Origin of the sequence: Streptomyces lasalocidi, from assembly GCF_005280215.1 — a bacterium.
Lineage (GTDB): Bacteria > Actinomycetota > Actinomycetes > Streptomycetales > Streptomycetaceae > Streptomyces > Streptomyces longwoodensis.
The window spans coordinates 6,066,078-6,090,773 of the sequence record NZ_SZNQ01000001.1; the positions used below are offsets into that span (position 1 = coordinate 6,066,078).

General features: G+C 62.4%; 19 protein-coding genes and 1 pseudogene. 16 read left to right on the top strand and 4 right to left on the bottom strand.

Translation table 11 applies throughout. From position 1 onward, the window contains the following. Positions 1-101: 101 nt before the first annotated feature. The 9 genes from E4U91_RS27360 to E4U91_RS27400 all read left to right on the top strand — a co-directional run bounded on the left by E4U91_RS27360 (position 102) and on the right by E4U91_RS27400 (position 11,908). Positions 102-380 carry a hypothetical protein gene (locus E4U91_RS27360; protein ID WP_137309293.1) on the top strand — a complete coding sequence of 93 codons (279 nt, stop codon included), beginning with the start codon at positions 102-104 and terminating at the stop codon, positions 378-380. Positions 381-397: 17 nt separating this feature from the next. Further along, on the top strand, positions 398-979 hold the full coding sequence (locus E4U91_RS27365) for a hypothetical protein (RefSeq protein ID WP_137309294.1): 582 nt from the start codon (positions 398-400) through the stop codon (positions 977-979). 18 nt (positions 980-997) lie between these two features. Beyond that, on the top strand, positions 998-4,510 hold the full coding sequence (locus tag E4U91_RS27370; protein ID WP_137309295.1) for a phage tail tape measure protein: 3,513 nt from the start codon (positions 998-1,000) through the stop codon (positions 4,508-4,510). After that, positions 4,511-6,352, top strand: a complete 1,842-nt coding sequence (locus E4U91_RS27375; RefSeq protein WP_137309296.1) for a DNRLRE domain-containing protein — start codon at positions 4,511-4,513, stop codon at positions 6,350-6,352. A gap of 107 nt (positions 6,353-6,459) precedes the next feature. Further along, positions 6,460-7,521 carry a hypothetical protein gene (locus tag E4U91_RS27380; protein WP_137309297.1) on the top strand — a complete coding sequence of 354 codons (1,062 nt, stop codon included), beginning with the start codon at positions 6,460-6,462 and terminating at the stop codon, positions 7,519-7,521. Positions 7,522-7,639: 118 nt separating this feature from the next. After that, complete coding sequence (locus E4U91_RS27385) at positions 7,640-10,504, top strand: hypothetical protein (protein ID WP_137309298.1); 2,865 nt, start codon at positions 7,640-7,642, stop codon at positions 10,502-10,504. A 29-nt stretch (positions 10,505-10,533) separates the two neighbouring features. Continuing rightward, positions 10,534-10,773: a hypothetical protein gene (locus E4U91_RS27390; RefSeq protein WP_137309299.1), complete on the top strand. Its 240-nt coding sequence runs from the start codon at positions 10,534-10,536 to the stop codon at positions 10,771-10,773. 78 nt (positions 10,774-10,851) lie between these two features. Beyond that, positions 10,852-11,175 (top strand): hypothetical protein, encoded by a 324-nt coding sequence (locus E4U91_RS27395; protein WP_137309300.1) that lies wholly within the window; start codon positions 10,852-10,854, stop codon positions 11,173-11,175. A gap of 553 nt (positions 11,176-11,728) precedes the next feature. Continuing rightward, entirely contained in the window at positions 11,729-11,908 is a 180-nt protein-coding gene (locus E4U91_RS27400) for a hypothetical protein (RefSeq protein WP_137309301.1), read from the top strand. Between the two features lie 88 nt (positions 11,909-11,996). Here the strand turns inward: E4U91_RS27400 and E4U91_RS27405 are convergent, their stop codons facing one another. Further along, on the bottom strand, positions 11,997-12,746 hold the full coding sequence (locus tag E4U91_RS27405) for a site-specific integrase (protein WP_137309302.1): 750 nt from the start codon (positions 12,744-12,746) through the stop codon (positions 11,997-11,999). 87 nt (positions 12,747-12,833) lie between these two features. Here E4U91_RS27405 and E4U91_RS27410 point away from each other — a divergent pair, with 87 nt between their 5' ends. Further along, positions 12,834-13,340 carry a hypothetical protein gene (locus E4U91_RS27410; RefSeq protein WP_137309303.1) on the top strand — a complete coding sequence of 169 codons (507 nt, stop codon included), beginning with the start codon at positions 12,834-12,836 and terminating at the stop codon, positions 13,338-13,340. Positions 13,341-13,358: 18 nt separating this feature from the next. Here the strand turns inward: E4U91_RS27410 and E4U91_RS27415 are convergent, their stop codons facing one another. The 3 genes and pseudogenes from E4U91_RS27415 to E4U91_RS27425 form a co-directional block, all read right to left on the bottom strand. Further along, a complete protein-coding gene (locus tag E4U91_RS27415) occupies positions 13,359-13,823 on the bottom strand; it encodes a hypothetical protein (protein WP_241678698.1) in 465 nt (154 codons plus the stop codon). Between the two features lie 46 nt (positions 13,824-13,869). Beyond that, positions 13,870-15,106 (bottom strand): annotated as a pseudogene (locus tag E4U91_RS27420) (ROK family protein). Positions 15,107-15,242: 136 nt separating this feature from the next. Beyond that, positions 15,243-16,487 carry an FAD-binding protein gene (locus tag E4U91_RS27425; protein WP_137309305.1) on the bottom strand — a complete coding sequence of 415 codons (1,245 nt, stop codon included), beginning with the start codon at positions 16,485-16,487 and terminating at the stop codon, positions 15,243-15,245. 303 nt (positions 16,488-16,790) lie between these two features. Here E4U91_RS27425 and E4U91_RS27430 point away from each other — a divergent pair, with 303 nt between their 5' ends. From E4U91_RS27430 to rsgA, 6 genes are all read left to right on the top strand, one after another. Beyond that, on the top strand, positions 16,791-17,684 hold the full coding sequence (locus tag E4U91_RS27430) for an alkaline phosphatase family protein (RefSeq protein ID WP_137309306.1): 894 nt from the start codon (positions 16,791-16,793) through the stop codon (positions 17,682-17,684). A 5-nt stretch (positions 17,685-17,689) separates the two neighbouring features. Then, the gene (locus E4U91_RS27435; protein ID WP_137309307.1) at positions 17,690-18,985 is read left to right on the top strand and encodes an MFS transporter; all 1,296 of its coding nucleotides are present in this window, start codon (positions 17,690-17,692) and stop codon (positions 18,983-18,985) included. Further along, positions 18,982-20,004 (top strand): TolB family protein, encoded by a 1,023-nt coding sequence (locus E4U91_RS27440; protein WP_137309308.1) that lies wholly within the window; start codon positions 18,982-18,984, stop codon positions 20,002-20,004. The genes E4U91_RS27435 and E4U91_RS27440 overlap by 4 nt, the downstream gene beginning before the upstream one ends. Positions 20,005-20,111: 107 nt before the next feature. Continuing rightward, entirely contained in the window at positions 20,112-21,485 is a 1,374-nt protein-coding gene (locus E4U91_RS27445; protein WP_241678699.1) for a radical SAM protein, read from the top strand. Positions 21,486-21,781: 296 nt separating this feature from the next. Further along, complete coding sequence (locus E4U91_RS27450; protein WP_137309309.1) at positions 21,782-23,275, top strand: cellulose-binding domain-containing protein; 1,494 nt, start codon at positions 21,782-21,784, stop codon at positions 23,273-23,275. Between the two features lie 233 nt (positions 23,276-23,508). Beyond that, positions 23,509-24,651 (top strand): ribosome small subunit-dependent GTPase A, encoded by a 1,143-nt coding sequence (gene rsgA / locus E4U91_RS27455; protein WP_137309310.1) that lies wholly within the window; start codon positions 23,509-23,511, stop codon positions 24,649-24,651. Positions 24,652-24,696 lie beyond the last annotated feature (45 nt).

Here is a 24,696-nt window from a genome sequence, read left to right on the forward strand (position 1 = left end):
ATACAACAACTGAGTAAGACAGCCCCTCTCTACTACCAATGCGGCCCGGTAGAGAGGGGCTTACTAATGGGCCGACTAATAACAAGAACAGGACTAAGAACATGGAAAACAAGACTTACACCTTTGAGCACAATGGCGAGACCATTGCATTTGAGCGCGACTTCTCAGGGCTTCGCTCTCCTAAGTGGCTACGTGAGAATCGTCGTCGTGATGAGCTAGACCTTCTATTCACTCTCATTGAGGAGTTCGGCGGAGAAGACGTAGTAGCCGCAGTTGATGACATGGATGACACCCAGTTTGCTGACTTCTCAGAGAAGCTTGGCAAGGAGATGTCTAAGGCTATGAAGGAATTTGGCGCTAGGGCTAACGCCGCTAAGTGACCTAGAGAGGAGAAGCCGTGAGACTGAAAGATGAAGCGGCTTCCCTTCTTACCAACGACTTCCTAAGGTCCCGCCCTAATGAGTGGGACCTTTTTGAGGAACTGCTGACTAAGCAGTCACTCAAGGAGCTAGACCAGATGACGCCTGAAGATTTTGGCCGGGCTATCAGATGGATTGATGAGGAAGTCAAGAGAATCAAGGGAGCTAGCTTTCACGAAATCATGATGCTCCTTGACCTCATTGATGAACATGAGGAAGCAATAGCTTATGACTGCCTCGCTCTTGGGCTAAGACTCCGAAACGTTGGAACAGAAGACTTTACGTGGGGTGACTTGCTGGCGATTGTGCGGCAAGCACCCCGCTCTTCTGCGTTGTTCAGGTCTATGAGTCCGGATGAAGCGATGTGGGGTCATACAGAACAGCTACTAGCTCTTATTGCTGACTTCATCAGTGTCGGTAACTGGCAGAGAAGTCAAGGAAAGAAGAAGGACTATCCAAAGCCTATCCCAAGACCGGGAGTTGAACAGGACAAGAAGTTCGGTACAGAAGCAATGTCTCTAGAAGACGCGGCCTCATGGCTTGGATGGGAGAAGAAATAGAAATTTAAGGAGGTCAATATGGCCAACATTGAGCTTGGTGCTGCGTATATCTCAGTGCTACCAAGCACTAATCAACTAACTGCCGGTATTAGGTCAGCGCTTAACCAAGCACAGCAAGACGCTCGTCAGGCTGGTCAGGCAATGGGTCAGCATCTAGCTAGCGGTATTAACTCTGGTCTAGGGCATGTAAGCCAGACCATTCACACTCAGATGCAGTCTGGTGCTCAGACTGCCGGTAATCAGGGACAGCAGGCAGGTAATAACTTCACTACTCAATTCTCTAGTGGTCTTAGGGGAGTGGGTCAGAGGTTCAGAAGTGTCTTCAACGGTGGTGTTCAGCAGGCTCAGGGAGCCGGTAGCGATGCCGGACAAAGATTCCATGCAGCCTTCTCAAGGGGTCTAGACAGAACCAGAGAAGCCATGGGTACCGCCATGAAGGCTGGTGCTGTAGCGGCTGGAGCTGCTGTCTCTGCCGGTCTTCTAGAGGGAGCTAGCCAGGAAGCCTCAGCCGACAAGCTAGCGGCTCAGCTTGGACTCACCTCAGGAGAACAGAAGAAGTTTGGAAACATTGCCGGACAGCTCTATAAGCAGGGCTTTGGTGAGTCTGTAGAAGACAATCAGCTAACGGTTCAGGCCGTTCTAGCCGGTATCCCTGAGATGCGTAATGCATCAAAGGCGGCTGTAACTGACGTGGCCAACAAGGTAGCGACTATCTCTAGTCTTACCGAGGAAGAGGCTACGAGCGTTACCAACTCAGCTAAGCAGCTTGTAACGTCTGGTTTGGCCGGTAGTTACAAGGAAGCCCTTGACGTCATCATGAAGGGTAATCAGCTAGGCCTTAACTCAAGTCAGGATTTGCTAGACACCTTCAATGAGTATTCACCATACCTAGGAAAGCTAGGTCTAGACGCTAAGACCTCTCTTGGAATCATGAAGCAGGGTCTTGCTGGTGGAGCTAGGAACCTTGACGTTATCGGTGATGCTTGGAAGGAATTCGGTATTAGAGCTATTGACGGCTCTGCTACCTCTGTTCAGGCTTATAAGGACCTAGGTCTTAACGCTGACAAGATGGCTCAGGCCATTGCTAAGGGTGGTCCATCAGCCGCTAAGGCAACATCCACCATCCTTGAGAAGATTAAGGCTATCAAGGACCCTGTAAAGCAGAACAACGTAGCTGTTGGTCTCTTCGGTACGCTATGGGAAGACAACAGCAAGGCAATCCTCAACACTGACTTTTCTAAGGCTGCTGCTGAGGTTGGCAAGGTTTCTGGGGCGGTAGACAAGGCTGGTAAGACTGCCTACGACAATGCTCAAGGCAACTTCCAGACGTTCTACAGGACGCTCAAGCAGAACTTTGTCGAGTACATTGGTAACAACGTCTTGCCTGTCATTACACAGCTAGGCGGGTTTATCAAGGAGAACGCCGGATTCTTCAAGATTCTTGGCGCTTCCCTGGCTGGTGTCATTGCTGCTGCTTACGCATATCGCGGGGCTGTCTGGGCTGTGAAGGTAGCTCAAGACGCTCTAGCCCTAGCAAAGTTCATCACGAACATCAACCTTGTAGCAGTTGGTCAGAAGATTGCTGCTGCGGCTACAAGAGGTTGGGCTGTCGCTCAGAGGCTTCTTAACACAGCCTTCTTGACCTCACCTCTAGGTCTGGTCATTGCAGGTCTCACCTTGCTTGTAGGAGGACTCATCCTTGCCTACAAGAACAGCGAGACCTTTAGGAACATCGTCAATCAAGTATGGGCAACGGTAAGAACTGCCATCGTCGGTGCTTGGACGAACTACATTCAGCCTGCCTTGATGGCTTTCTGGGGGTTCATCAAGAACACTCTATGGCCAGTCATTCAGCAGCTCTGGACTAACGTAGTAAAGCCTGTCTTCTCAGCAATCGGCACGGCTATTGCTATCTGGTGGACTGGAGTCAAGCTGGTCTTCTCAGCTTGGAAGTTCATGATTGTCAACGTTCTATGGCCTGTCCTACAGGGTCTATGGAAGGTAGTAAGTGCAGTCTTCGCGGGTGTTTGGGCAGCTATCAAGCTCTATTGGGGCTTCGTAAAGGCAGTCTTTAACGCGTGGAAGTGGGCAATCACCAACCTTCTTTGGAACCCTCTCAAGGCATTCTGGGGGTTCGTAAAGACTGCTTGGGGCGGCATCAGAAACACTGTTACTGGTGTCTGGACTAACGGCATCAAGCCTATCTTCAATGCTCTAAAGAACTACATCAGCAACACGGTAGCTCCTGCATTCAAGAGAGGCATTGACAGGATTGGCTCTATTTGGAACAGCCTCAAGGCTATGGCAGCCAAGCCAATCAACTTCCTGATTGAGTGGGTCTACAACAAGGGAATCCGAAAGATGATTAACCTCATCCCAGGAGTCAAGGGCCTTGCTGCTGCCTCTCCAATCAAGTTTGCTCGTGGTGGTGCCGTAAGCGGTGGCATCAGAGGCAAGGACTCAGTAAGCGCAATGTTGATGCCTGGTGAGCACGTCTGGACAACCAAGGAAGTTAACGCTCTTGGTGGTCAGAAGGCCATGTATCAGCTACGTGAGTCTGTAAGGAAGGGTCGTCTGTCTCTAGGTGAAACCCAGCACTACGCAAAGGGTGGAGCCGTTAAGAACCCTGACGAGCGTGTCTATTGGGATGGAGAGCCAATCAGCCGCATCACAGCGGCTCAGCTATCTCTCGCCCAGCAGCTCTCAGGTAGCCGCATCCGAGTCATGCAGGGCTCATGGCAGCCTCGTACGTCCTACTCAGGTACGTCTCACGCTGGTCCTGGTGTCGTTGACACGGCTCCTGGTTCCTTCCAGCAGCAGTACTACCTACGACGTGTCGGCTTCGCTGCTTGGGCCAGAAACATCGCTGGTGCCCATCGGGCCGGCTCAGGGGCTCACGTGCACTCAGTCTCCCGACTCGACCCAGGAGCCAGGGGACAGGGACAGCTAGCAGCCTTCAACAGCGGTGGAGATGGTCTAGGAGGCCGTGACTACGGTCCCCGTCCACCACTCCTACCGGGTCTGCTGGACCGACTTGCTGAGTTCGGAAATCTCTCTGTCTACGGCGGTAAGGGTGGAGACAACAGCTCTTGGCTAAGCCTCTTCGGGAAGCTCAAGGGAGTCGTCTCAAGCATCCGTAAGTGGTCATCAGGCTTTAACAAGTTCGGTGACTGGGGTGACATCGGTCTTGACGCTGCCAAGTCAATTGGTAACAGCGTAGTCCAGTGGATTAACGACAAGATTCCTAACCGCTTCTTGCCTGACAACCCTATCCCTAGCATCTTTGACACTGGGGGCGTACTAGAGCCGGGAATGCTCGCTTACAACGCTTCTAGAAAGCCTGAGGCGGTATTCAACCACTCTCAGTTCAAGTCATTTGCTGAGAGCGCTGGTAGTTCTCAGTCAATGCCAAGCAGCTTTGAGATGCAGATTACTAACTGGGACAAGGGAACCGGTTACATTCGCGCGGTGGCAAGAGATGAAGTCTCAGCTAACGAGCAATTCAATACATACAGAAGGAGGATGGGCTAAGTGAGTTCTACGCCTGTCAAGGTAACAAACGGTATCGATACATGGGTAAGACAGAATAGACCAAGCGACAATCTAGCTAGTACGACTCAGTTGGAGTTTTCCAACCTGACTGGCAAGGTTCGCTATGCCTATCTGACCTTTGCTCAACCCTTTCCAAAGGGAGTAACCATTCTTAGCGCTAAGCTTCGCTTGACGACACGTTATGCGGAGTCAACCTCTAGGACAGTCACTCTCAAGAAGATTACACAGGGTTGGATGTCAACCAAGGTGACTTGGAACAACAAGCCTGCTGTGACAAACACAGACGCTAAAACCCTAACCAAGAGCACGTCCCCTCAGTACACAGTCTGGGAGTTTGACGTTACGTCTCACATGCAGGCTGTTGCTGATGGGGCTCTTTGGTTCGGATGGCGAATCGAGACGAGTAACGCTAGCTCTTTTGCTCAGTTCTACTCAGCCAATGCCTCTGTGTCTGGCCGCTCTGTAAAGCCAACCCTTGAGGTTGTCTATATCGAGAAGCCAAGTAAGCCAACTCAGTTGGCTCCTGCTGGAGGACGAGTTACAGCACTGGCTAAGCCTGTGTTGCGATTCGACTTCACAGACGCTCAGGGTTCTACAACTATGCAGGGCTTTCAGGTGCAGATGAACGCTACTAACAGCTTCACCTCACCTTCCTTTGATACAGGAACAGTCCTTGCCTCTGTCCCTCAGCTAGACCTCAATGACACTGCCTTTGCTGGTCTCTCTGATGGACAGACAATCTATTGGCGGGTAAGGGTTCAGGATGACTCCGGTCTTTGGTCTGCTTGGTCTGACGCTACGTCTTTCACAAGACGAGTCAAGCCAACTCTGACCATCCTTAACCCGCCTGCCAATGTGATTGATGAGCCAACACCACCAATCATTTGGTCTCTGACTGGTGGTACTCAGACGGCATGGCAAGTCATCGTCAAGAATGACAATGGCGACTGGCTACACACATCAGGAAAGACCACAAGCACTGACACTGACTACACAATTCCGGCCGGGGTCATTAAGTACAACAACGTCAACTATGGCCTAGAGGTAAGGGTATGGGACACGTACAACCGTGAGAGCACTCCTGGTGACACTGCTTGGATTGCTGCGGCTAAGACAGTCTCTTACGCCTATGACGCCACTACAGACCCGGTTACAAGCCTTACAGCGACTCTCCAGTATCCAAAGCCTGTCGTCACCTTGACATGGCAGAGGTCACTAGCTCCCGACTCCTTTGTGGTCAGACGTGATGGGGAAATCATCAAGGCTTACCTAGAGCCTGTAGATGCTCTTGTATCCGGCACAACGTATGAGTACGTGGATTACGACGCTTCTCCTGGCAGGACACACACCTACTCAGTTGATGCGGTAGTCAATGGCAAGACTTCATCAGGTAGCCCAACAGTAACCATCACACCTAAGACCGTTGGTATCTGGCTAATGGACCCTGATGAGGACATCTACGTTCAGATTCTTGACGCTGATGAAGGCACTTGGAACATGGGTGAAGAGGCTGGCATCTTCTCACCTCTAGGCGGCACAAAGTCTGTACGAGTAACACAAGCACTAAGAGGCTATGAGGGTTCTCTGTCCGGAAGGATTGCAGAAACCCCAGACAGCCTAGGAACTATTCAAGAACAGGAGGAAGACATTTGGAAGTTGAAGTCTCGCCCCGGCAAGACCTACACACTTGCTCTGTCTGACATTTCTATGAAGGTAGTAATTGGAAACGTGGTAGTAGCCCCTCTACCAACGCGAGAGACCATTAAGAAGGTCTCATTTGAATTCTGGGCACAAGAAGTGCCTTTCCAGGCGGAAATGTGATTCCTCTTGGACTCACGGCGACTCAGCAAGGGTGGCTACACACCACCCTTGCTGGTTCCCACTCAGTTCACGTCACTGTTCAGCTATTGACTCTCTCAGGGGCGAGAGTGGCAGACCTTTCAAACAGGCTGCTAGAAGGTCAAGTAAACGTTGATTACACAGCAGACGTGACAAGGAACTGCACCATTCAGCTTCTTGACCCTGATAGAACCCTTTCTTTTGAGTCTGACTCAGCGGATGAGGGAGCTATCTATATGGACCGAATGATTAGGGTTGTCTACTCAGTCAAGGTCCCTCAGATGAACGCTTGGGTTGATATCCCTGTCTTTTGCGGGCCGGTAGTCAGTATGGACAGAAGTGACTCAGTAATCAGCCTAGAAGCACAGGGTAAGGAAAACCTAGCCAAGGGAGCCGCATGGAGGACGTTCACTCGTAAGAAGAACACCAACAAGGGAAATGTCATCAAGGACATCCTTGCTGACCTAACAGGAGAGAACAAGTTTGACTTCCCTGAGGTAGCCAACAAACTGTCTGCTGACTACTCACTTGGTAGAGAGTCAATCCCTTGGGATGCGGCTAAGAGTCTCGCTAGCGGCATGTCTCGTCAGTTGTTCTATGACGGTAGAGGCTATTGCAAGATGCGTAGCCTTCCAGGAACACCGGTTTTCACGTTCAAGTCTGAGGATGGAGGAACAGTCCTCTCAACCCCTCAGATTAGCTATGACAGCACTGAGATGAAGAACGCCGTTCTAGTCAAGGGTGGAGTGCCTAAGGGTGCCAAGACTGCTGTGAGCGTCTTTGTAGCCGCTGACAAGATGCATCCCCTAAGCCCTGCACGGCTTGGTAGAAACGGTGTCCCTCGTTACCTCCTAGAGGTCATTGAGGACGACTCCATTCGTTCTAACGCTGAGGCTGAGCAGAAGGCTGGCACGGTTCTAAACGACAGGCTTCTACAGACAGTAGATGTCAAGTTTGATGCAATGCCTATCCCTCACCTTGAGCCGGGTGACCTAGTGCGTATCCAGACTGATGAGTACGCAACAACATTCAGGCTTTATCAGTTCAGCATCCCTCTAGTAGTAGGAGACACTCCAATGAGTGTTGGCTATAACAAGCGGCTTTCTGTCCGTGGGAATGTCTGGAGATGGACACCAAAGAAGAAGAAATAACTAAGGAGCAACAACAGGAACTATGATTGAAGAAGGATACGTGCATGACGTTAGGCTGGTGAATCTAGGCTCTTACCTAGATGGAGACCACCTAACAGGCGCGACAACTCTAAAGATTATGGATGCCGCTGACTTCAACGAAGAGGGCGGCTCTTTCATTATGGATGGTCAGACTTACGCTTACGTGAGTGCTGACATGGAGGCAGACACTCTCTCCCTTGCCTCACCTCTAGCGGCTGACTTTGATGATGCCGTTCCTCTCTACATCTCTCCTCTGACATACGAGAAGCAAGCTGTAGTGGTCCTTGATGGGTTCGATGAGTCTATTACCGCCATCGTCCCTCACAGCCTCTACGACAGGCTTCCTGAAGGCATCAGGGAAGAGGCTGATAGAGAGTCTGTGACCATTGAGCTTGAGAACAGCACTTGGATGGTCAAGAACGTATACGGCAAGGAGCCTGTGATTGATGGGCAATACCTTGAGAACGTAGTTGCTGATGACATTCTAGATGGCATCGTCACTACGCTTAAGTTGGCTGATGACGCTGTAACTACGGCAAAGCTAGCGGCTCAGGCTGTTGGTACTAGTGAGCTTGCTCTAGGCGCTGTCAATGCGGCTCAGCTTGCCGACGATGCTGTTACTAATGCCAAGATTGCGGCTGATGCCGTTGGAGCCACTGAGCTTCTTAACGGTGCGGTCAATGCTGCAAAGATTGCTGCTGATGCAGTCACTAACGCTGCTATTGCTGATGGAGCTGTAGACCCTAACAACCTCACTCCTTCACTCAACACCACTGTTATGCAGCGTTGGACGGATGACTTTGACTCCTCTGACGCTTGGACCATTACAACCGGCACAGGTGCAACGTGGAGCATCGTCAACACCGGCTCAGCTCAAGTAGGTGGAAACGTGGGTCAGGCAAAGGGCTATGTGACTGCTCTAGGCAAGAACCTGATTGCCTATGACCCCAACACCATCTATCGCGTCTCAGTGCGCGTAAGAGCCACTGTGCAGCCTTCTGGAGGCCCAGACAACATCTACCTAGGTGTCATTGGTTATGCAGGCGACAAGACCACTTACGTTAACCGTGATGGTGCGAACCTCATGACTTCTATGTATTACCCAGCGGCTCTCTTGCAGCCTCTTGGTACTGCTGATGGTTGGGTGACCTATACGGGTTACCTCAAGGGACGTACTAACCCTGCTCCTGGTGGTCCTGCTAACGACATTCAGAACCCATTCGCGGTTCACAACAACGTTCGTTACATCGCTCCTTGGCTGTTGTTCAACTACACGGCAAGAGACAACACAGCCATCATGCAGGTTGACTCAGTAACCATTGAGGCTCTTAGGACTGGCGTAGTCACTGCCAATGAGCTAGCGGCTAACTCAGTCACAGCAGGAAACATTGTTGCCGGGGCTGTTGGTGCTACTCAGCTAGCGGCCAACGCGGTTACGGCCGGAAAGATTGCTGCGGGAACGATTACGTCTACAGAGCTAGCCTCTAACTCTGTGACTGCTGGAAAGATTCTGGCTGGCTCAATTGGAGCTAATGAGTTGGCTGCCAATGCGGTAACGGCTGGCAAGATTGCGGCCGGTGCTATTCAAGCGGGTAACATCGCTGCTGGTGCTATTCAGACTGGTGACATTGCAGCTAACGCAATCACTACAGCTAAGTTGGCGGCTCTATCAGTAACGTCTAATGAGCTAGCGGCTAACGCTGTAACGGCTTCAAAGATTCTCGCTGGAGAAGTCACGGCGTCAAAGCTGGACGTTAACGCTTTGATTGGTAAGACAGCTCAGTCAGCTAACTACGTGAATGACCCTGAGACTGGCATCACTGGATGGTCTTTCCAGGCTGATGGTTCTGCTTACCTTCGTAGTGCGACTATCGGTAATGACCTCTTCTCTATCAGCCCTACAGGAGACGCTAAGTTTCAATCCATCAGCGTCAATGACATCTTCGTAGATGGAGAAGACTTCCAGACCCTTGTAAACAAACTGCCTAAGGGAGTTTTGAAGGCTCACCCGCTATCAGGTGCCTTCACTTATCCGGCAACCGGTGTTGAGTATTTGGTCACTAGAATCAGCATTCCCGCCGTTGAAGCCCGTAACTATCGAATCATTCTCGATAACTTCTGCTTTGACCGTGGCTCTGGTTCTAGCTCACCTACTCAGATGGTTGTGAACGTCTATGCCAAGTATGGCGGTACAGCTACAAGCGCAGACACTCTCATTCACACCTATATGCGTGGAGCTAGCTATAACGCAACGGCTTCTGATGATGTCTGGACTTCAAGCCATGACTTCACACCACCTGATGCCAACCTAGGGCAAGACCTTTCTCTTGCTGTGTATACAAGCATCAACTCTGGTCTAGGTAACACTCCTCGCCTTGAGGCTACTGCCAACACCAGAATCGTCGTAGAAGACCTTGGCGGTAATGTTTTCTATGCTCCAACAACAAGCATTACCAACTATGTGGCTCCTTCTCCAACGACGTACACCAAGACTTATGCGTCAACTTGGGGTGCCTCATGGTCCGCCAACAACGGTAAGCGCACAGACGGCAAGTGCTATCAGGGTAACTACACTCCTGGTGTTCAAGGAAACAACTACTCAAAGTATGGATTCCCAACCACCATTCAGACTGACCTCACAGGAGCGACAGTCCAGAAGGTAGAGCTTTACCTTGATAACAACCACTTCTATTCAAACAGTGGTGGTAACGCGATTATTGGTACTCACGCAGATGTTAGCCAGCCAACCGGCTCTAGCTCTACGACGGGTACCTTTGCAAGGCAGTCAACTGCCTTCACCTATGGACAGGCTAAGTGGGTAACCCTTAGCTCTGCCTTTGGAACAGACCTCAAGAGCGGTACCGCTAAGGGAATCACTCTTGGTAGGTCAAGTGGTGGAACGCTAGCCGAGTATGGCTATTTCGCTTCCACTGCTCAGTTGAGAATCACTTATGAGAAGTGATTCTGTCTAACAATTAAGGAGGCCATCTAATGGCAGAGTATCTAGTTAAGGCAACATACAGGACATACGACACTGCTTCCCTGGGAGTGGCGTTTGATGTCAATGACCTTGAACCTAATGTGCCTATCACTAGAGGAGAGATTGAGGATGCTGTAGCCAACGGCATTGCAGACGCCCTCAATGCTCTTCTTACTTCAAAGAACGTAGACGACCTGAACATTACGGCTGTTCGTTTCTTTGACGCAACAGAGAACATTCCTCTTACCTGACCGTAGAGGAAAACTGGCCGGGTCTCAAAAGGCCCGGCTCTCTCCACAAGAGAGGAAACGCATAAAAAACTGAAGAGGGTGATTACACTGCTAGACTTTCTAAGCGCTATCCCCGGACCTTGGCTAGCCTTTGCCGGTACCCTTCTGGGCGGTACTGGAATCAAGATTCTTGAATATCTATTGGGCAGAGGCAAGGTTAAGGCTGACATTGCCTCCGAACTACGTAATGAGCTGAGACAGGACATCAAGGACCTACAAGCTAGGGTAGATGAACTAGAAGCTGAGAACGAGAAGTGGAGAGCAAGAGCCTTCAAGGCTGAAGAGGAAGTAGCGGTAAGAAATGCCCTTATTGCTAGCCACGGATGCATGAATGATGTTCTAAAGCCTCAGTCAGGCCAGTAAGCGACTAGCTGTGACCCCCGGTTTTCCTTCGCTAAGGATTGCCGGGGGCTCTTCTTGTTAGCACCCTCTTAATTCAACGTTCCGACCAATCTAATCGGAAGGAGAAACCGTTAATGTCCAACAAACTAGTAACGTTCCTACTCACAAGGATGATGAACGTCTATGTATTGAGTCTGGGAGTCTTGTCTCTCGGTTGGGGGCTCATCCTCTGTCTGCCCTTTGGTGGTCCAACTACCGGCCGAGTAGCAGAGTTCATGACCTATCTAGCTCCTGAGCCAGTCTGGGGAGTCTTCTCTATGCTTGCTGGCCTTCTAATGACGCACGGGGCTATCAGGTCTAACCCCTGCACATCTAAGCTAGGTCTCTTCCTAGGCTTCCTTGTGTGGGCTTTCGTCTTCTTGACCAACGTCATCGGACTGCCTCTAGGCACCGGAGTTATGTCATCAGCCTTCATTGCCTGGTGTCACGTGATGGGTTACCTAGTCATTGGCTCTAGGCCAATCGTCTTGAAGAACCGTCTGTGAAAACGGCCCGGCAGTGATAGAGTGTTCTCATGACTAAGTACACAGCCAAGTACAAGGACACAGGGAACGGTAAGACCATCACTAAGGACAACCTGACAGAAGAACAAGCAGTGAGGGTCAAGGAAGACTGCGACATCTATGTGAACCTTGAGTTCATCAGCGTCACTCCTGAGCCCGACTGGTCCAAGTACAGGACCCAAAAGCCCTGAGAGCCCTTCTAAGCTTTCAGGCATACGAAACCCCCTTCCTAGACTCCTAGAGCCTGAGAAGGGGGTTTCTGTCGTTTCTGGGGCTACTCTAGCTCTCTCCGAACCTAGCCATCACATCAGCGATGTCAGAGGCTTTGGTCTCTACGTAGAACTGAAGGCTGACTGTTACGTCTTGATGCCTCATCTGTCGCCGTAGCACTTCTGGTGAAGCCCCCGCCTTGACTAGCTCAGTACCAAACTGATGCCTGAGCGAGTGTGGGTTGATGTCTAGTCCTGCCCTTCTGCTTGCTGCCTTGATTCCCTTGTAGACTGTTGTTTGGTGCCGGTCGAAATCGTCATAGGCTGCATACTCCTCAGCAAACCACTGAGGAACATGAACAGGGCCGGTGGTCTTAGGTGCGGCTACAGTCTTGTCTAGAAGTCTTTGTCTATCGACCGTTAGGACAGTCCCTTTGATGGGCTGCTTTACGCATGACTCGCCAAGCCTCAAGCCTGCATAGAGCATTGAGAAGGCGTGCATACGCCAATTGGTGTTAGCGAATGCCTCATGCACTTCCTTGAGTTCAGGAAGGTCATACTCTCGCCTCTGAGCCCGAGGGCAAGGAACTGCGACGCCCAGCGCACCCCTGATGTTGATGGCGTGTTTACGCCTCGTTCCAGGGTTGAGGACAGTGTTGAGGCGGTTAGCCAGGAACCGAACCGTAGCTTCCTTGAAGGGCACGTCTTCAAGCCCAAGCAGCCTCAGAGTCCTGAGATAGTTCTGAAAGGTCACTTCCTTGATGGCACGATTTCCCAGCCGCTCAAGCGCGACATCTAGGCAGGTTGCCTGTGGTTCCAACGCAACTCCAGGTCTTCTGGATTGTGTCGAAGACACCACGTGGCGCGACCTGTGGTTCTACGCCAACCCGGTGTGGGTCCTGCCCTCGTGACACCCCGCGTCGTCACCCTGGACCCGGGGCTGCGGGACCTGCGCGCGGCCGATCACCTGCTCCTGTCGCTGGCGGCCGAACTCGCCCTCCCCGAGGGCACGTTCGGCTGCACGCACCTGGTGCGGGACGACCGGCCGCGCGTCGCGGTGTCGCTGGCCCTGCCGACGGACGCGGAGGTGACCGCCGTACGGGACCGCCTGGCCGCGCACGGGACGGCGTACGGCCGTCCCGACGCCGTGGGCCGTGCGGTGCTGTTTCCCGGCGCCGCCGCGCTCACCGGCACGACGACGGTCGGGGACGTGCTGGCGACCTCGGCGATCGACCGGGTCACCGTGCTCGGCGCGCCCGGTGAACCCGCAGCAGGGGCAACCCTTCTGACGCGCGATCACGTCCGGCCGCAGTGGCAGGACGGTGCCCTGGTGCTGGTCTGCATGCCGGCCGCGGGCGGCACGCTCGTGCCGTTCGAGGTGCCCGACCCCACGCCCTGCTGCGCCGACCACTGAGCGAGAGCCCCGACCGGTTCACGCCCGCCGCGCGCCGCGGGAGCCCGGCGGACGCTGCACGGTGCCCAACGCCCCGACCGGCGCCCGCACATGGTCCTGCGGGCACCACCACACGGGCCGCTCGTCCTCCTCGCGCAGATGCATCCCGAAGGTGTGCTCGGTGCACACCGGCCAGGCCTGCCACAGGCGTTCGCTGACGGTGTCCTGCGCGGCACCGGCGACGGCGAACAACGCGGAGACCGGGTCGGCGTCGGAGCCGTCCGGGAGGTGGTTGCCCCACCAGGTGCCGTCGGGCAGGGCCACGTGGACGTGCTCGTGCGGGTCCTCGTCCTCCTCCCAGCCGGGCAGTGCCACCAGCCGCAGCGGTGCGCGCTCGGGGAGCGTCGCGGCCAGGTCGCCGTTGACGAGGGCCAGCGCCTCGTCCCACACCGGGTACTCGCCGGGCTCGACCGGCCGGGGCGTCACGTCGAAGGGGTCGTTCATGCGGCCCATCCTGCCCCACGGTCGCACGGCTGTTCGGGACGGCACCTCAGGGCGGCGTGACGGCGCCGTGCGCCGCGCGCCGGCCGGTCCGCCGCCCGGCCGACCGGAGCGCCCCTTCCAGCGCGAACGTCGCCGCGCCCAGGCACACCGGGTCGGTGGGGATGGGGGAGAGGACGATCTCGGTGGCGGCCAGCGGCCGTTCCAGCGCGTGCCGGGCCACGGCCGTGCGCACCTCGTGCAGCAGGGGCTCGCCGAGGGCGGCGGCGACCCAGCTGCTGAGCACCACGACCTCGGGGTTGAACAGGTTGACCAGGTTGGCGATCCCGGCGGCGAGGTGCCGGACGGTGTCGCGGACCACCTCGAGCGCCACCGGGTCCCGCTCGCGCACCCCCCGGCCCAGCGCCGCGATCGTCGCCGTCTGGTCCCGGGGGTGCAGCAGCCCGCTGCCGGGGCTCAGCTCCCGCAGCGTCCGCATGATCCCCGACGCCCCGACGTACGCCTCCACGCAGCCCCGTCCGCCGCAGCGGCACGGCCGCCCGTCCAGCACGATCGTGGTGTGGCCCCACTCCCCGGCGCTGTTGCTGACGCCCCGGTGCAGTGCGCCGCCGAGGACCAGTCCCGCGCCCACGCCGGTGCCGAGGTTGACCACCACCGCGTCCCCGCGCCCGCGGGCCGCCCCGAACCACAGCTCGGCCACCGCGCTCGCCCGCAACGGGTTGTCCAGGTACAGCGGGTGGGCGATGTGCTCGGTCAGCAGGTCCAGCAACGGCACGTCGTGCCAGTCCCCAGTTGGGCGCGTACGCGGCGCGCCCCGTCGAACGGTCGACCTGGCCCGGCACGCTCACCCCGACGCCGAGCACCCGCCCGCCCCCGACCCCGGCCCGGGCGACCACCGAGCCGACGGCGGCCGCGACGTGACCGACCACCTGCCCCGGCAGGCTCTCGCCGGGGCTGACGTCCTCGTCGGCCCGGGCCAGCACGTTCAGCGCGAGGTCGAACAGCTCGACGCGGACGTAGGTCTCCGCGATGTCGACGCCGATCAGCGCCCCGCCGGAGGGGTGGACGGCGACCAGCCCCCGGGGGCGGCCGCCGGCCGAGTCCTCGAAGCCGACCTCCGTGATCATCCGCAGGCCGAGCAGTTCGCCGACGAGGGTGGCGACCGTGGCGAGGCTGAGGCCGGTGGCGGCCGCCAGCTCCTGGCGGGAGGTGGGCGAACGGGCAATGATCTGGCGCAGCACCTCGTAGCGGTTCGCGGTGCGGATGTCACGCGAGGTGCGCTTCACCGGGGTGCCCCCTGCCCTGCCCGGGCCGGGCCTCGTCGCTCCGGCGCCGCGTCAGGCTATGACGTGCGCCAAAGATGCGACAAGCGGTGGGAAAAGGGCTGGACGAAGTGTGGCACCCCGGTGCCGAACCGGTCCGTCAGCCGTCGAGGAGGCCACGCACGAAGGCGTTGATGAACTTGCCCGCCGGGTCCAGCTCCCGGACGAGACCGGCGAAGTCGCCCATGCGCGCGTACAGTTCACGGACGGCCGGCGCCGGCACCGTGAAAACCTTGCCCCAGTGCGGACGCGCCGCGAAGGGGGCCAGTGCCTCCTCCACCGCCCGCACCGCCGGCAGCACGGCCTGCGTGTCCGCGATCCAGGTGAAGTGCAGGGCGACGGAGTCACGGCCGTGGGCGGGGCTCAGCCACTGGTCGTCGGCGGCGATCGTCCGCACCTCGCAGGTCTGCAGCACCGGGGCGACGGTCTGCCGTATGCGGTCGATCGCGTGCAGCGCCTCGGTGGCCGACGAGCGGTCCATCAGGTACTCGCTCTGCAGCTCCGCCCCGCTGCTCGGGGTGAACTCCGCCCGGAAGTGCGGCAGTCGCTCGTGCCACGGACCGGGCACCCCGAACTGCTCGGTGCAGTTCTCCGCCGGCATGCCCGGCACCGGGTGCAGGGCGTGCGTCGCGGGCGTGGCCCACGGGAAGGCGCGCAGCGGCTGGTCGGTGCGCCGCTTCAGCCACACCTGGCGGAAGCCCGGCGCCCGCCAGTCCGTGAACAGGCTGACGCTGTAGGCGGCCGCGGCGACCGTCTCGTAGTCCAGCCCCTCCAGCGGCAGTTCGGTGAACGTGTGCTGCTCGACCTCGTAGGCGGGCTCCAGGTCCAGGGTGAGCGCGGTGACGACACCGAGCGCGCCGAGCGAGGTGACCGCCCCGCCGAACCGCGCGTCGCCGCGCGCGATCCGCACCAGCTCCCCGTCGGCCGTCACGATCTCCACCTCCCGCACGGGGGCGGCGAGGGAGCCGTTGGCCACGCCCGAGCCGTGCGTGCCGGTGGCCACCGAGCCGGCCACCGAGATGTGCGGCAGGGACGCCATGTTGGGCAGGGCGAGCCCGTAGTCGTGCACCCGGCGGGCCAGCTCCGCGTAGCGGACCCCGCCGCCGACCCGGACGGTACGGGCCGCGGTGTCGACGTCCGCCTCCAGGGGCAGCGCGTCCAGCGCGAGCAGCACCCCGTCCGGGCCGGGCTCGGCGATCCGGTTGAAGGAGTGGCCGCTGCCCAGCACCCGCACCCGGGAGCCGTCCGCCACCAGGGCCCGCAGCGCGTCCAGGGAACGCGGGCGGTGCAGCTCCCCGGCTGCGTAGGTGATGTTGCCCGCCCAGTTGGTCACCGTCTCGGCCATTGCATGTCCTTCCCTGCCCGGGGGACGTGGAGGTCCCCCTCGGAACCTATCCGACGGCCCGAGCCGCCCGGACACGGCCTGGCGGGGGTCCGAGCCGCCGGGACACCACCCGGCGGGGCCCGAGCCGCCGGGACACCACCCGGCGTGGGTTCCTGTGGACGCCCTTGGGACGGCCTTGGGGGGACCTTTGCCGGGCGGGGCCCGCCGTTCGCCTGCTCTTCACCGGGGCTCGGCCGGGGAACCCTAGGGTTACGGCGCTTCCCCGCCCGCGGTACGTCCGTCACCCCTGTCCGGAGGACAGTCATGGCCGCCGTCAAGGCTTCCCAGCGCACCCCCCGACGTCCCCTGTCCGCCCTCGCCGGTGCGCTCGCCCTCACCGGCGCGTCGATCGGCCTGTGGGCCGCCACCGGCGCACCCGCCCAGGCCGCCGGCCTGCCGACGCCCGACCACGTGGTGGTCGTCGTCCTGGAGAACCACGCCTACTCCCAGGTGATCGGCAGCTCCAGCGCGCCCTACCTCAACAACACCCTCAAGGCCGGCGGCGCGAACCTCACCCAGTCCTACGGCCTGACCCACCCCAGCGAGCCGAACTACTACATGCTGTTCTCCGGCTCCAACCAGGGCCGCACCGACGACAGCTGCGTGGCGGTCGGCTCGATCAGCAAGCCCAACCTCGCCTCGGAGCTGATCGCCGCCGGCAAGACCTGGGCGAGCTACAACGAGTCGCTGCCCAGCCAGGGCTCGACCACCTGCAGCAGCGGCAACTACGCGCAGAAGCACAACCCCTGGTTCGGCTTCTCCAACGTGCCGGTCAGCACCGCGAAGACCTTCGCGCAGTTCCCGGCCGACTACACCACCCTGCCGAAGGTGTCGTTCGTCGTGCCGAACCTGTGCAACGACATGCACGACTGCTCGGTCTCCACCGGCGACACCTGGGTCAAGAACAACCTGGGCGCCTACGCCACCTGGGCCAAGACCCACAACAGCGTCCTCGCCGTCACCTTCGACGAGGACAACAAGCTGTCCGGCAACCGCATCCCCACCCTCTTCTACGGCGAGCACGTGACCCCGGGCAGCTCCACCGCCACCACGTACAACCACTACAACGTCCTGCGCACGCTGGAGGACCTGGCCGGTATCACCACGCACGCGGGCAACGCCGCCTCCGCGTCCGACGTCACCGGCATCTGGAACTGACGCCGGTGTACCTCGCGGACTCCCGCTCCACGGACTCCCGCGCCACCCGGCCCGCCGCCGCCCCGGACGCCCGTCCGGGGCGGCGGCCGGCCGCCGTGCCCGGCACCGTGCTGGCCCTCGGGGCGGTCAGCCTCGTCACGGACGTCTCCTCGGAGATGGTCACCGCCGTACTGCCGCTGTACGTGGTCGCGGGCCTCGGCCTGTCCCCGCTCGGCTTCGGGTTCCTCGACGGCGTCAACAACGGCGTCGGGGCCCTGGTGCGGCTGGCCGGCGGCCACCTCGCGGACCGGGGCGGCCGCGGCCACAAGACCGTGGCCGGCGTCGGCTACGGCCTGTCGGCCCTGTGCAAGCCGCTGCTGCTGCTCGCCCACACCCTGCCCGTGCTCGGCGCGGTCCTCGCCGTCGACCGCACCGGCAAGGGGCTGCGCACCGCCCCCCGGGACGCGATGATCTCCCTCGCCACCGCGCCCGAGCGGCGGGGCCGGGCGTTCGGCGTGCACCGGGCGATGGACACCACCGGCGCGCTGCTCGGCCCGCTCGTCGCCTTCGCCGTCCTGCGCGCCACCGTCGACGGCTACGACGCGGTGTTCGTGGTCAGCGGCTGCGTGGCCGCGCTGGGCGTCCTGCTCCTGGTGCTGTTCGTGCCGCGCCGGATCACCCCCTACCCCGCCGGGGGACCGGCGCCGGACGGGCCCGCGGCCGCGCCGCCGACCCTGCGCGAGGCGTTCGGGCTGCTGCGCCGCCGCCCGGTGCGCCGCCTCACCGCGTGCGCGTCCCTGCTGGGCCTCACCACCGTCAGCGACGCCTTCCTGTACCTGCTGCTCCAGCGCGCGGGGGACCTGCCCGCCCACCTGTTCCCGCTGCTGCCGCTCGGCACCGCCGCCGTCTTCCTGCTGCTCGCCGTCCCGCTCGGCGCGCTCGCCGACCGCGTCGGGCGCCGCCGCCTCTTCCTCGCCGGCCACGGCGTCCTGCTGCTCGCCTACGGCCTGGTGCTCTCCCCGTGGCACGGCGCACCGGCCGTGTGCGCCGTCCTCCTGCTGCACGGCACGTTCTACGCGGCCACCGACGGGGTGCTCGCCGCCGCCACCGCCGCGGCCGTCCCCGCCCGCCACCAGGGCGCAGGCCAGGCGCTGGTGGGCACCGGCCAGGCGCTCGCCCGGTTCGTCTGCTCGCTGGCCTTCGGCGCGGCCTGGAGCCTGTGGGGCGGGCAGCGCGCCCTCGCCGTCACCGCCGCCGGGCTCGCCGTGGCGGCCGTGGCGGTCTCGTTCCTGCTGCGTCCCGCCGACGAGGTGCCCGCATGACCCGGACCGCCCGCCTGGTGATCCTGCTGACCGCCGTCCTGCTGCTCGGGGCCGTCGGGACCGGGGCGGTGCTGCACGCCGCCCACCGGGCCGGGCAGCGCGACGAGCAGCAGGCGGACGGCCCGGCCGTGCGCACCGGCGACGTCTCGCTGCGCCCGGCGGACGGCCGCACCCTGCTGGTGCGCAACCTCGCCTGGGGGCCGCACCGCGACGAGATCGCCGCCGTACCCGCGGGCGACCCGGACGGCCCGCGCACCGCGTCCGGCGTGAAGTGCCTGCGCTTCCACGCGGCGGCCGGCACCGCCGTGTGCCTCCAGGCCGTGCACGGCGCGCTGGAGGACACCTACCGGGCGGTCGTGCTCGACGCGCACCTGCGCGAGCGGCACCGCTTCCCCGCGGCGGGCATCCCCACCCGGGCCCGGGTCTCGCCCTCCGGGCACCTGGTCGCCTGGACGGTCTTCGTCAGCGGCGACTCCTACGCGGGGACGGACTTCTCCACCCGCACCGCCCTCGTCGACACCCGCACCTGGGCGATCGAGGACAACCTGGAGACCTTCCGCGTCGTCAAGGACGGCCGGCCGTACCACGCGGCGGACGTCAACATCTGGGGCGTGACCTTCGCCGATGACGCCCGCTTCTACGCCACCCTCGCGACCGGGGGCCACACCTACCTGGCCCGGGGCGACGTCGCCGCCCGCACCCTCACCACCCTGCACGCCAACGTGGAGTGCCCCTCCCTGTCGCCGGACGGCACCCGGATCGCGTACAAGAAGCGCGTGCCGGGGGCCCCGGCCGACGCACCCTGGCGGCTGTACGTCCTGGACCTGCGCACGATGCGGGAGACCGCGACGGCGGAACGGCGCGACGTCGACGACCAGGCGCTGTGGGCCGACCCGGCCACCCTGGTCTACGCCCTGCCCGGCGACTACGGCTCCGACCTGTGGACCGTCCCCGCCGACGGCACCGGCACCGCCCGCCGGCTGATGGCCTCCGCGGTCGCCCCCGCCTACCTGGGGTGACGGACGCCACCCGCTCGGGGCGGCCCACGGGGGGACCCGGTACCACCACGGCCCACGCGGGGGCATACCGTGAGGAGTCGTACGTCCGAACCGGGAGGAGACACGGGATGGGCAGCCGTACCGCGCTGGTCGAGGATCTGATGGAGCGGTTCCCGCACGTTCCGCGGGAAGCCGTCTTCAAGGAGGACCTGCTGCGGGGAGGAGTGGCCTTCGACCCGTCGGCCCTGAGCGACAACGAGGACGGCGAGGTCAAGCCGAAGTCGTACTTCATCTTCTCCTTCGACCACGGGACGCTGCCCGAGCTGGGCGAGGCCGCGCTGCGCCGCCCGCCCGAGGAGATCATCCTCACCGGCGGCCCCTACGACCTGCGCCGCACGGTGGTCTCGGTGCGGGTGAACCCGGCCTCGCCGTACCGGGTGGCCGCGGACGACGAGGGCGTGCTCGGCCTGTACCTCGACGGGCGGCGCATCGCCGACGTCGGCGTGCCGCCCATGCCGGAGTACTACCGGCACACCCTGTCCAACGGGAAGTCCGTGATGGAGGTGGCCCCCACCATCCAGTGGGGCTACCTGATCTACCTCACGGTGTTCCGGGTCTGCCAGTACTTCGGCGCCAAGGAGGAGTGCCAGTACTGCGACATCAACCACAACTGGCGCCAGCACAAGGCGGCCGGGCGGCCCTACACGGGCGTCAAGGACGTCGAGGAGGTGCTGGAGGCCCTGGAGATCATCGACCGCTACGACACCCAGAAGGCCTCCACCGCCTACACGCTGACCGGCGGCGCCATCACCAGGACCGTCTCCGGCCGGGACGAGGCCGACTTCTACGGCCACTACGCCAAGGCCATCGAGGAGCGCTTCCCGGGGCGGTGGATCGGCAAGGTCGTCGCCCAGGCGCTGCCCAAGGCCGACGTCCAGCGGTTCAAGGACTACGGCGTGCAGATCTACCACCCCAACTTCGAGGTGTGGGACGAGTACCTGTTCAAGATGTACTGCCCCGGCAAGGAGCGGTACGTCGGGCGCGACGAGTGGCACCGGCGCATCCTCGACTCGGCGGACGTCTTCGGCGCGCGCAACGTCATCCCGAACTTCGTGGCGGGCGTCGAGATGGCCGAGCCCTTCGGCTTCAAGACGGTCGACGAGGCCATCGCCTCCACCACCGAGGGCCTGCGCTTCTTCATGTCGCACGGCATCACGCCCCGCTTCACCACCTGGTGCCCGGAGCCGACGACCCCGCTCGGCAAGGCCAACCCGCAGGGCGCGCCGCTGGAGTACCACATCCGGCTGCTGCAGGCCTACCGGCAGACCATGGACGACTTCGGGCTCGCCTCGCCCCCCGGCTACGGCCCGCCCGGACCCGGCCGCGCCGTCTTCTCCGTCAGCTCCTTCATGGACAGCCTCCCCGCCCGGGAGCAGCCCGACGAGGGGACCGGGGCGGCGGGGACCCCGGCGGCGGGAACCACGTCCGTGTCCGCCGGCTGAGCCCCACCGCGCGGCCCGTGTGACCGGAGGGACCACTGGGCCGAAAGTGCCGAAGACTGAGCCACAGGGCGCCCGCGTCCGTACTCTGGGCCGGAACCGAGAGGAACCGGCCCGCAGCACGGGGGCCGGGCGCCCCGTCGGTGCGGCCACGGCCGGCGAGCCCGTGACTACGAGATGTGAACACGGCGCTTGTCAGTTGTGCGGAAGTCGTGAAAAGCTCTGCCCCTGCGGCGAGGTTCCCCCCAACTCCTTTGCCGACATGGTGAGTTGACCTCGCATTTGAATGCAGGAGACCCATGCCCGACCTGCCGACCCCGAAGGACGACGCCGAGGCCGCGCTGTTCTCCGAGTGCTGGGACGCCGTCCTGTCGTACGCCGACCTGTGCACGTCCGGCTCGACCGCGGCCCACCAACTGGCCCGCGAGGCCTTCGCACTCGGCATACGGGAGGCCCGCGCCGCCGAGGACGGCTCTCGCCGCGGCACCGGCCGCCGCGCGCCCCGGCTGCCCCGGATCCCGCTGCTGCTGACCGCCGTGCGCACCACGGCCGCCGCCTGGGAGGCCCAGGGCCAGGGCCACAAGCTCGACCCCGACCTGCGCCTGTGGCTCAACTCCGACAAGGCCGCCCGCTACACCGGGCCGCCCCTGCGCCGCCCCATCGCGCTGCGCGGACTGCGCGACATGCAGGAACCGGACGCCGCCCTGCTGTGGCTGGCCGAGGTCGAGGCCCTGCCGCTGCGCGCCGTCGCCCGCCGCCAGGGCCTGGACCCCGCGGCCGCGGCGCAGGAACTGGACGAGGTGCGCGGGCTGTTCCGCGACCGCTGCCACCGCAACCACCTCGACACGCCGATGGACGCGGAGTGCCGCAGCTACGTCCGCCTGCTGGACGCGGTCACCCGCTCGCCGGTCGCCGACACCCCCGGGGACCTCTCCCGCCACCTGGCCACCTGCCAGGAGTGCGCGGAGGCCGCCGCCTGTCTGCGCCTGCACGGCGGGGGACTGCCCGCCGCCCTGGCCCAGGGCGTCATCGGCTGGGGCGGGCTCGCCTACCTGGAGCGCCGCCGCCGGGCCGCCGAGGTGCGCCTGGGCGCCGGACGCCCCGCCGCGGCCGACCCCGACGCCGAGGCCGCGAAGGCCGCCGCGGGCCGGGCCCGGCTGCTGCGCCACGGGCTGCTCGCGGGCGCCGCGCTCATCTCCCTGATCGCGCTCGCCGTCACGCTGCTGCCGTCCGGCGACGGCGGTGACAGCGCCAAGGGCGGCCCCACCGACCCCAGCCCGGTGGCCGGCGACGTCTCCGCCGCGCCACCCGCCCGCGGGACCACGTCGCCGCCCCGCTCCACCGCGCCCGAACGGTCGGCCCCCGCCCCCGCCCACCGGACCTCCCCGGCCACGGCGCGCGACGAGGACCGCCCCGACCCGGAGCCGCAGGGCACCTCCGAGGCCACCGCGGCCGGCGCCGGCGGCACCCCCGAGGAGGCGGTCTGCTCCGCCCACTACGACCTGGTCAACCAGTGGCCCGACGGCTTCCAGGCCACCATCACCGTCACCACCGCCGAGGCCCTGGACCACTGGAGCGTCGCCTGGACCTTCCGGGACGGCCAGCGGGTCACGCAGATGTGGGACGCGAGCGTCGCCCAGAACGGCTCCCGCGTCACCGCCACGGCCGCCGACTACAACCGCACCGTCGCCCCCGACGGCACCCTGTCCTTCGGTTTCCTCGCGTCCTGGCAGGACCACAACACCGAGCCGCGGGACATCGCCCTCAACGGCCGGGCGTGCAGCCTGACCTGAGGAGAACGGAAGGAAAAAAGCGGTGGCGCGGGCGGACCGCCCGCGCCTAGGGTGACCGGTGTCCGAGAGCCGGACGAGACGAGACGGGAGGTGTCGACCGATGGCTGTCCTTGCGATGCGTGCTGCCCACGCACAGAAGCCCACTCCGTCCACCTCCGCGGTCACCGGCTGACCACGTCAGCTTCCGCGCGCCCCGAGCGCGCCGCCGGGACCGCACCCGTGAAGGGTCCCCCTTGTCTTCCTCGCTCTCCTCTTCGTCCTCCTCTTCTTCCTCCGCCTCTTCCTCTTCCTTCTCCTCCCCGTCGCCGCTGACCCCGTACGGCTGGGACGACGGCTGGGACGCGGCGTTCGCGCCGTACGCCGCCGAAGGACTGGTCCCCGGGCGCGTCGTGCGCGTCGACCGCGGGATGTGCGACCTCGTGACGCCCGAGGGCGTCGTCCGCGCCGACACCGAGTTCGTGGTGCCCCGCGACCCCGCGAAGGTCGTGTGCACCGGCGACTGGGCCGCCGTCGACCCCGCGGGCGCCGACCCGCGCTACGTACGGACGCTGCTGCCGCGCCGTACCGCCTTCCTGCGCTCCACCTCCTCCAAGCGGTCCGAGGCGCAGGTCCTCGCCGCCAACGTCGACCACGCCGTGGTCGCCGTCTCCCTGGCCGTGGAACTCGACCTCGGCCGCATCGAACGGTTCCTGGCGCTCGCCTGGGAGTCCGGGGCGCAGCCCGTGGTCGTGCTGACCAAGGCCGACCTGGTGCCCGACCCGACGGGGCTGTCGTACCTCGTGGAGGACGTGGAGACCACCGCGCCCGGCGTGCCCGTGCTCACCGTCAGCGCCCTGCACGGCGACGGCCTCGCCGAGCTCACCGCGCTCCTCGGGCGGGGCACCACGGTGCTGCTCGGGACGTCCGGCGCCGGCAAGTCCACCCTCGCCAACGCGCTCGTCGGCGACGCCGTCATGGACGTACAGGCCACCCGGGACGCGGACGGCAAGGGCCGGCACACCACCACCACCCGCAACCTGCTCGCCCTGCCCAGCGGCGGAGTCCTCATCGACACGCCGGGTCTGCGCGGCGTCGGCCTGTGGGACGCCGGGACCGGCGTCGGGCAGGTGTTCGCCGAGATCGAGGACCTCGCCCGGGACTGCCGCTTCCACGACTGCGCGCACGAGAACGAACCCGGCTGCGCGGTGCTCGGGGCCGTCGAGGCGGGCGCACTGCCCCCGCGGCGGCTGGAGAGCTATCGCAAGCTGGTGCGCGAGAACCAGTGGATCGTCGCCAAGACCGACGCGCGGGCGCGCGCCGAGATGAAGCGCGAGTGGAAGCGCCGGGGCGCCCTGGGCAAGGCCATGATGGACGCCAAGCGGGGGCGGCAGCGGTGACCCGCACTGCGGCGCCCGTCACGCCCACGTCCGATTTCCGCTAGC